5 protein-coding genes are annotated in these 8,235 nt (G+C 73.6%); 3 read left to right on the top strand and 2 right to left on the bottom strand.

Going from position 1 to position 8,235, the window contains the following annotated elements:
- Positions 1-53 precede the first annotated feature (53 nt).
- Both edd and zwf read right to left on the bottom strand, forming a co-directional pair.
- Positions 54-1,889, bottom strand: a complete 1,836-nt coding sequence (edd, locus tag ACWGL3_RS29020; RefSeq protein ID WP_267947237.1) for a phosphogluconate dehydratase — start codon at positions 1,887-1,889, stop codon at positions 54-56.
- Positions 1,886-3,367 (bottom strand): glucose-6-phosphate dehydrogenase, encoded by a 1,482-nt coding sequence (zwf, locus tag ACWGL3_RS29015; protein ID WP_267947238.1) that lies wholly within the window; start codon positions 3,365-3,367, stop codon positions 1,886-1,888. Before zwf ends, edd begins: the two co-directional genes overlap by 4 nt.
- A 205-nt stretch (positions 3,368-3,572) precedes the next feature.
- Here zwf and ACWGL3_RS29010 point away from each other — a divergent pair, with 205 nt between their 5' ends.
- The 3 genes from ACWGL3_RS29010 to ACWGL3_RS29000 all read left to right on the top strand — a co-directional run bounded on the left by ACWGL3_RS29010 (position 3,573) and on the right by ACWGL3_RS29000 (position 7,778).
- Positions 3,573-4,760, top strand: a complete 1,188-nt coding sequence (locus ACWGL3_RS29010; protein ID WP_267947239.1) for an ROK family transcriptional regulator — start codon at positions 3,573-3,575, stop codon at positions 4,758-4,760.
- 312 nt (positions 4,761-5,072) lie between these two features.
- Positions 5,073-5,747, top strand: coding sequence for a hypothetical protein (locus tag ACWGL3_RS29005; RefSeq protein ID WP_267947240.1), 675 nt, complete (start codon positions 5,073-5,075; stop codon positions 5,745-5,747).
- Between the two features lie 444 nt (positions 5,748-6,191).
- On the top strand, positions 6,192-7,778 hold the full coding sequence (locus ACWGL3_RS29000) for an LCP family protein (protein ID WP_267947241.1): 1,587 nt from the start codon (positions 6,192-6,194) through the stop codon (positions 7,776-7,778).
- The last annotated feature ends 457 nt before the right edge of the window (positions 7,779-8,235 follow it).

The raw sequence follows: 8,235 nt of genomic DNA, 5'->3' as shown, positions 1-8,235 counted from the left end.
GACCGGTGGGCCGGTCCTTCCGCGCGCCCGCCGTCCGCAGCGTGGGTCGGGGGTCAGAAGACCCCGGCGCCGGCCTCCGCCGGTCCGACCACGCCGCGCAGTGCGGCGAACAGCTCCCGGCCGGTGCCGGTCGAGGAGTCGGCGCTGGGCTGTGCGGGCTCGCGTCCGGAGAGGTCGGCCAGCACCTCCAGTGTGCCCGCGGTGGCGTCCAGCCTGATCGGGTCGCCGTCGCGCACGTACGCGAGGGCGCCGCCCGCGACCGCCTCGGGGGAGACGTGGATGGCCGCGGGCACCTTGCCGGAGGCCCCGGACATGCGCCCGTCGGTCACCAGGGCGACCTTCTGGCCCCGGTCCTGGAGCACCGCCAGCGGCGGGGTGAGCTTGTGCAGCTCGGGCATGCCGTTGGCCCGCGGCCCCTGGAAGCGCACCACGGCGACGAAGTCGCCGGTGAGCTCGCCCGCGGCGAAGGCGTCCTGGAGTTCGGCCTGGTCGGCGAAGACCCGGGCGGGGGCCTCGACGACGCGGCGCTCCGGTGCGACCGCGGAGGTCTTGATGACGGCGCGGCCCAGGTTGCCCGAGAGCATGCGCAGGCCGCCGTCCGGTGCGAAGGGGTCCTCCACCCCGCGCAGCACGGTGGTGTCGCCGCTCTCCTTGGGCCCGTCACCCCAGGTCAGGGTGGCCCCTTCGAGACGGGGGGTCTGCCGGTAGCGGCCCAGTCCCCCGCCCATGACGGTCTGCACGTCCTCGTGGAGCAGGCCGGCGTCCAGGAGGGTGCCGATCAGGTAGGCCATGCCGCCCGCCTCGTGGAACTGGTTGACGTCGGCGGCGCCGTTGGGGTACATGCGGGTGAGCAGCGGCACCACCTCGGACAGGTCCGCGAAGTCGTCCCAGGTCAGCTCGATCCCGGCGGCACGGGCGATGGCCACCAGGTGCAGGGTGTGGTTGCTGGATCCGCCGGTGGCCAGCAGGGCGACCACCGCGTTCACCAGGGCCCGCTCGTCGACCTGCACGCCGACCGGGTTGTGGGAGTCCCCGAGGGCGGTCTGCCCGAGCACGCGGCGCCCGACCTCGGCGGTGAGGGCCTCGCGCATGGGGGTGCCCGGCTGCTCGAAGCTCGCCCCGGCCAGGTGCAGGCCCATGACCTCCATGAGCATCTGGTTGGAGTTCGCGGTGCCGTAGAAGGTGCAGGTGCCGGGCGAGTGGTAGGCGGCGGACTCGGCCTGGAGGAGTTCGCGGCGGTCCGCCTTGCCCTCGGCGAACTTCTGCCGCACCCGCGCCTTGTCCTTGTTGGGCAGGCCGGAGGGCATGGGGCCCGCGGGCACGAACGCCACCGGGAGGTGGCCGAAGGAGAGCGCCCCGATCAGCAGGCCCGGCACGATCTTGTCGCACACCCCGAGCATGAGGGCGCCGTCGAACATGTCGTGGGACAGCGCGACGGCGGTGGCCATCGCGATGACGTCCCTGCTGAACAGGGACAGCTCCATGCCGGCACGGCCCTGGGTGATGCCGTCGCACATGGCGGGCACCCCGCCCGCGAACTGGGCGACGCCGCCCGCCTCGGCCACGGCCGCCTTGATGAGGGCCGGGTAGGACTCCAGCGGCTGGTGCGCGGAGAGCATGTCGTTGTAGGAGGAGACGATGGCCAGGTTGGGCTTGACGTCGCCGGCCAGGGCGAGCTTGTCGGAGACGCCGCAGGCGGCGAACCCGTGGGCGAGGTTGGCGCAGCCCAGTGCGGTGCGGGCGGGCCCCCGGCCCGTCGCCTCGTCGATCCTGGCCAGGTACGCGGACCGGGTCCCGGCGCTGCGCTCGGCCAGGCGGCGGGTGACGTCGGCGACGACGGGGTGGACTCCGGGTCCGTACCCGGTCGTCCCATGGGTGTGCGCGGTCATCGGGGTTGCTCCTCTTCGTGCCACGTGCGGCCGGTGCGGCCGATGAGCCGGTGCGCGCCCTCGGGGCCCGCGCTTCCGGCCGGATAGGTCTCGGGGGTGGTGTCCGTGCTGTTCCAGGCCTCGATGATGGGATCCACCCAGCGCCACGCGGCCTCGACCTCGTCGCGGCGCATGAAGAGGGTGGAGTCCCCCGTCAGCACGTCCATCAGCAGCCGCTCGTAGGCCTCGGGCGAGCGGGTGGAGAAGGTGTCGGCGAAGCTGAGCTCCAGCGGCACGGGCCGGAGCCTCAGCGCGCCCGCGCCGGGCGTCTTGGCCAGCATGGTGAGGTGTATGCCCTCGTCCGGTTGGAGGCGGATGACGAGGCTGCCCGCGCCGGGGACCGTGTCGGTGCCGGGGAAGATCGTGTGCGGCACCTCCCGGAAGCGGATCACGATCTCCGAGCGGGCGTGGCCCACGCGCTTGCCGGTGCGCAGGTAGAAGGGCACGCCGGCCCAGCGCCAGTTCGCGATCTCGGCGCGCAGCGCCACGAAGGTCTCGGTGTCGCTGACCGCCGGCCCGCCCGCCTCGTCGAGGTAGCCGTGGACCTCGACCCCCTGGACGGTTCCGCGCCCGTACTGCCCCCGGGCGGTGTCCTCGGCGACCCGGTCGCCGGTGACGGGCCGCAGCGACTGGAGGACCTTGAGCTTCTCGTCGCGAACGGCCTCGCGGTCGTAGCTGGCCGGGGGCTCCATGGCGGTGAGGCAGAGCAGTTGCAGGAGGTGGTTCTGCACCATGTCTCGCATGGCGCCGGAGGTGTCGTAGTAGCCGCGCCTCCCGCCGACCCCGACGGTCTCGGTGGCGGTGATCTGCACGTGGTCGATCCAGCGGGAGTTCCACAGGGGTTCGAGGAAGACGTTGGCGAACCGCAGCACGAGCAGGTTCTGCACGGTCTCCTTGCCCAGGTAGTGGTCGATCCGGTAGATCCGCTGCTCGTCGAAGACGGCGCCCACGGCGTCGTTGACGGCGCGGGAGGAGGCGAGGTCGCGTCCCAGGGGCTTCTCCATGACCACGCGGGACCCGGGGGTGGCCAGACCGGCGCCGTCCAGGCCGCGGCAGATGTCGCCGGAGATCATGGGCGGGACGGCGAGGTAGAAGACCCGGTCGCGGCCCGGGTCGAGGGCCGCGGCGAGGGCGGCCCATCCGGAGGGGTCTCCGCCGACGTCCACGGTGACGTGGGAGAGGCGGTCGAGGAAGCGGCGGAGCACGTCCGGCTCGACCACCTGGACGGCGGGGTGGCCGCGGACCGCCGACGAGGTCTTGTCCCGCAGGTCGGCGTCGGTGAGGCCGTCGCGCGAGACGGCGATGACGCGCGTTCCCCCGTCCAGGTGGCCGTCGCGGTCCAACAGGTAGAGGGAGGGGAGGAGTTTACGCATGGACAGGTCGCCGGTGCCCCCGAAGACCACCAGGTCGGTGGGGCGGGGCGCGGACTGCTGCGACATCTTCGGGCTGCTCCTGCGGGGAGGGAGAACGGAGAGGGGTGCTGCGACGGGGGGCGGTGCGGGAGGAGGAACGGCCCTTGGGGTCCGGGGACGTTCGCCACTTTCGACCTTACGCCCGACTATGGTAAAAAACCAAGCACACTTGAGAACACTTCTTTACATAACCTCCCAGTCTTCGAGGCTTAACCCCATGGTTGAATGAGATATGGCCAGAACCCCCGGACGCCTTTCCTCTGCTGCCACCAGCGGCCACATCCTGGAGCTGATCCGCTCCGGCGCCGCGACCAGCCGGTCCGAGATCGCCCGGGTCACGGGCCTGTCCCGCCCCTCCGTGGCCCTGCGCGTCACCGAGCTGATCGGGAGCGGCCTCGTCACGGAGGGGACCGGAGCCGTCTCCAGCGGCGGCCGGCCCCCCACCCTCCTGGAGTTCAACGCCGGCAGCGGGCTCATCCTCACCAGTGCCCTCGGCATGGCCCGCAGCCAGGCGGCCGTGTGCGACCTCAACGGGGACGTCCTCGTGCGGACGCCCGGCTCCCCCGACATGGAGAAGGGGCCCGACGCGACCCTCCCCTGGCTGCTCGACGTGTGGTCCGAGCAGCTCGCCTCCCTCGGCCGCGGGCCCGCCGACGTGCGGGGCGTGGGCATCGGCCTGCCCGGCACGGTCGAGTTCCACGCGGGGCGCGCCGACGACCGGCCCTTCCTGGGCAAGTGGGCGGGGGTGGCGCTGGCCCCGCTGGTCGCCGAGCGCTTCCCGGTCCCGGTGACGGTCGACAACGACGTCAACGTGATGGCCCTGGGCGAGCACATCGCCGGCGGGCACGGCCACCCCGACGACATGGTCTTCGTGAAGGCCTCCACCGGGATCGGCGCCGGGCTGCTGTCGGGAGGGCGCCTGCTGCGCGGCTCCCTGGGCGCCGCCGGGGAGATCGGCCACATCCCCGTGCGCGACGGCGGGGGCCTGCCCTGCCGCTGCGGCAACACCGACTGCCTGGAGGCGGTCGCCGGCGGTCGGCGGCTCCTGGAGCTCGCGGCGGAGCGGGGGCGGCGGGCCGACACCCTCAAGGACCTGGTGGCCCTGGCCGTCGGCGGCGACCCCGTGGCCGTGACCCTCGTCAGGGAGGCCGGACGGCGGCTCGGCGAGGCGCTCGCCGGCGCCGTGAACCTGCTCAACCCCGAGGTGATCGTGCTGGGCGGGGACCTGTCGGAGGCCTACGACCACCTGGTCGCGGGTGTGCGCGAAGTGGTGTTCCAGCAGTGCACGGCCCTGGCCACCCGGCAGTTGCGGGTCGTGGCCAGCTCCCTGTGGGACGATGCCGGCGTGCGCGGCTGCGCGGCGATGGTCACCGAGGAGATCCTGTCTCCGGAGTCGGTGAACAAGCTCCTGGCCGGGTGACGCCGACCCCCGGCGCCTCGTCCACAGGCTGTGGACAGAGGGTGTCGCCCCCCACGCGACGGGGCATCCCGAAGGAGGGTCCCCGGGGTCCCGCACCGCCCCCCCATCCCGCCCGGCCCCACCCATCCCTGCGATCCCCGGCATGACCTGCGACGACGCTCTCGGCGACGGGCGTCAGCCCCGCGTTCGCACTTGACAATCACCCCCGATGTGGCGAATAGTCGCCCAGCACCGGTCCCCGCCCCCGCACATCCCCAGTCACCGCCCCGTGACCGCACCCCGTGCGGACCCCCGCCCGGAAAGGTCCTTCCCGTGCTTCTCGAGAACCCGCTCGCGTTGATCCTGCTGGGAGCCGGAATCAGCCTGGCCACCAGTGTCGTCGTGACCGGCCTCCAGGCCCGCCACATCAGGCGCAACGACATCCGCACCTCCTCCCGCTCCTCCGCCCGGAGCCTGACCAGCGCGTTCATCGCCGAGCGCGACTCCGACGGCCGCCAGGAGGGCTTCGTCGCCGAGGCCGAGCTGACGGTCATGTCGATGACCGACCGCAAGACCCGCGAACGGCTGCGCGACGTCATCCGCCTGCTCCGCGAGCGCAACCTCCCCGAGATCGAGGAGCTCAGCGGGGTCAAGGCCGAACGCGCCAGACAGCTGCTGTGCGACCACGCCCTGGAGGTGCTGGGCGCGCACCTGCGCTCCGAGCGGCTCCCGGAGGTCCCCGACCCCGTGCGCAGGATGCTGACCGTCGAGGAGGAGGCGCTGAGCATCCACTCCGGCGAGACGCCGCGCCCCGTCGAGCCCATCGCCAAGAGCGCCGTGACCGCGCGGCCCCGGCACACGGACGCCAAGCCGGCGGCACGGAAGACCGCCAAGGCGACCCCCGCCAAGCCCGCGGCCAAGTCCGCCGCGAAGCCCGCCGCCAAGGGCGGCCGATCCGCCGACGCCGCGGAGGGTCCTGAGAAGGAAAGCACCTTCTGGGACGACTGACCGAAAGAAGCCGGATCGTTGCGTGTGATCCCACCGTGAGGCTCTGATCCTCCGTGCACACGGCGGGTCAGAAGTGATTCTTGCGGGCACAGATGAGAAAGTCGGGCGCAAGGCGCCAGCAGGCCATCACCCGACGAAGGAATTGTGCTGCGCAATTGTGGTCAGTAGCCCCGCTCGCGGACAACCCGAGCGCGCAAACGAAGAGAACTTCACCTAGGATCTCTGCCACACGCGGGTTTCCGTGTCGTCGGCCGCGTCCCTCCCACGGTCCGGCCGATGCCCCGTGGGCCGCACCCGGACGCCCGGGCTGCCCCGGGCTGCTCGACCACCCGCCCCAGTGTCCCGCGCGACCTCCGCCCTCCCCCAGACACGGACTCGTGGCCTTTCGGTCCCCTGTCCGACCGTTGGCACGTCCCGCTGTCCGAACTCACCGAGATTGCAACGATGCCCGCTGACGAGAACTCCTCCGCCGGTCCCGGCGCGGACAAGACCCCAGACGAGACACCCGAGAAGACACCCGGCTCGGACCCCGGCCCCGGAGCGGAGCCCTCCGCGGCCGGGCGGCCCGGAGCGGACGGGACCGAGGAGGCCGGCGACGACGGGGTGAACGCGCCGGCGTCCGCCGACCCGGCCCCGGGCGGCCCGGGGGGCGACGAGCGCTCCGGCGACGAGGGCGTCCCCGGGGCTGCCGCCGCCGAGGCGGGCGCGGAGGCCCCGGAGGCGTCGGAGGGGCCCGGCGGAGCCGGGGCCCCCGCCGCCCCGGACGGCGACGGCGCCCCCGACGGTGACAGTGCCCCCGACGGCGGAGGCGCCGGAGGGGACGGCGCGGAGACCGCGCCCTCCCCTCCCCCCGGCCCGCGCGGGCGCCGCCGGGGCCGCCGGATCGCCGTGTGGACCGCGGCCGTCCTCGCCGTCCTCCTGGTGGCCGGGGTCGCCTCGGCCTACGGCTACTACCACTTCCTGCGCTCGGGCATGGTCCGGCACGACCTGGACACGGCGCTCAAGGAGGAGGAGCGGCCCGACAAGATCAGCGACGCCGTCAACATCCTCTTCATGGGTTCCGACGGCTACGAGGAGGGCTCCACCGCGTACAGCCAGGAGTTCGAGGGCGAGCGCTCGGACTCGATCATGCTGGCCCACATCTCCCCCGAGAACCGGGTCTCCGTGATCAGCTTCCCCCGGGACTCACTGGTCGAACTCCCCCAGTGCGACGCCTACGGCAACACCGAGGGCACGTACGGCTACTTCGGGATGGTCAACGCGGCCATGTACCACGGCGGCCCGCCGTGCGTGGTCCGCACCATCGAGTCGCTGACCGACATCCGCATCGACCACTTCGTGCACCTGAGCTTCATGAGCTTCCGGGACGTCGTCGACGCCATCGGCGGCGTCGACATCTGCATCCCCGAGCCGATGAGCGACCGCCGGTCCCGGCTCGACCTCGACGCGGGGCAGCAGACGCTCAACGGCGACCAGGCCCTGTCCTTCGTCCGCGCCCGCTACGAGATCGGCGACGGCGGCGACATCGGCCGCATCGACCGGCAGCAGATGTTCCTCGCCGCCCTGGCCGACCAGGTGACCAGCAGCGACGTCATGACCAGCCCGACCAAGCTCAACGGCATCCTCCAGGCGGTGGCACAGCACAGCGCCACGGACCAGGAGCTCACACTCGACCGGATGCTCTCGATCGCCGTCACCATGGCCGACGCGGACCTGTCCGACATCGAGTTCCACACCGTGCCCTGGTACCAGGCGCCCTTCGACGCCAACCGGGTCATGTGGCACGAGCAGGAGTCCGCGGAGCTGTTCGCCGCGGTGCGGGAGGACCGGCCCCTGCCCGCCCTGCTCGCGGCCGACGACGCGCCCGCGCCGCAGGAACCGCCGGGCGCCTCCCCCACCCCCGTGGACGCGGCCTCGGCGAGCGACGCCCCGGACGCCGCCGAGTCGGCCCGGCCCGGCGGGGGGCGTGACGCCACGTCCAACCCGTGCGCCGACGGCCTGGGCTTCGGCACCGGCGAGGAAGAGGAGTAGGAACCCGTCCGGGACCGCCTCCGCGTGGGGACGGACCGGACGGACGCCAGGAAGCGGCCCCCGGGCCGGTGGGACGCACGGTCCGCACCGGCCCGGGGGCCGCTCCGCTTTCGGGTCGGGGACCGGCCCGCCGCGGGGCGGTTCCGCGCCCCGGGCACGGTCCCCTCCGTCCCGGACGGCCCGGGGCGCTCCCGCGGGGTCCCGTCCCCGGACGGGGCGTGGCCCCGGACGACGAGCGTCCGGGGCCACGGTCGGCACCTCGTGCGGCGGGGACACGCCCTGTCCCGCCGGTACGCGCCGCGGAACCCCCACAGTCCCCTCGGCGCCTCGGTCGGCGGGACGGTCCCGCGCGCCGCCCGAGGCCCCGTGCGGCCCCCCCCCCCCCGGGGGGGCCCGGGGGGGGGGGGACGGCGAAGGGCGGCAGGCGGCGGGGCTCCTGGAGCAGGACGGGGTGTTC

The organism is Nocardiopsis sp. NPDC055824 (assembly GCF_053616335.1).
This window is presented reverse-complemented; position numbering and strand designations above follow the sequence as displayed.

Excerpts from the sequence above, each read along its gene's own strand:
- edd (WP_267947237.1), bottom strand. The coding sequence starts at position 1,889 with ATGACCGCGCACACCCATGGGACGACCGGGTACGGACCCGGAGTCCAC.
- zwf (WP_267947238.1), bottom strand. The coding sequence starts at position 3,367 with ATGTCGCAGCAGTCCGCGCCCCGCCCCACCGACCTGGTGGTCTTCGGG.
- ACWGL3_RS29010 (WP_267947239.1), top strand. The coding sequence starts at position 3,573 with ATGGCCAGAACCCCCGGACGCCTTTCCTCTGCTGCCACCAGCGGCCAC.
- ACWGL3_RS29000 (WP_267947241.1), top strand. The coding sequence starts at position 6,192 with ATGCCCGCTGACGAGAACTCCTCCGCCGGTCCCGGCGCGGACAAGACC.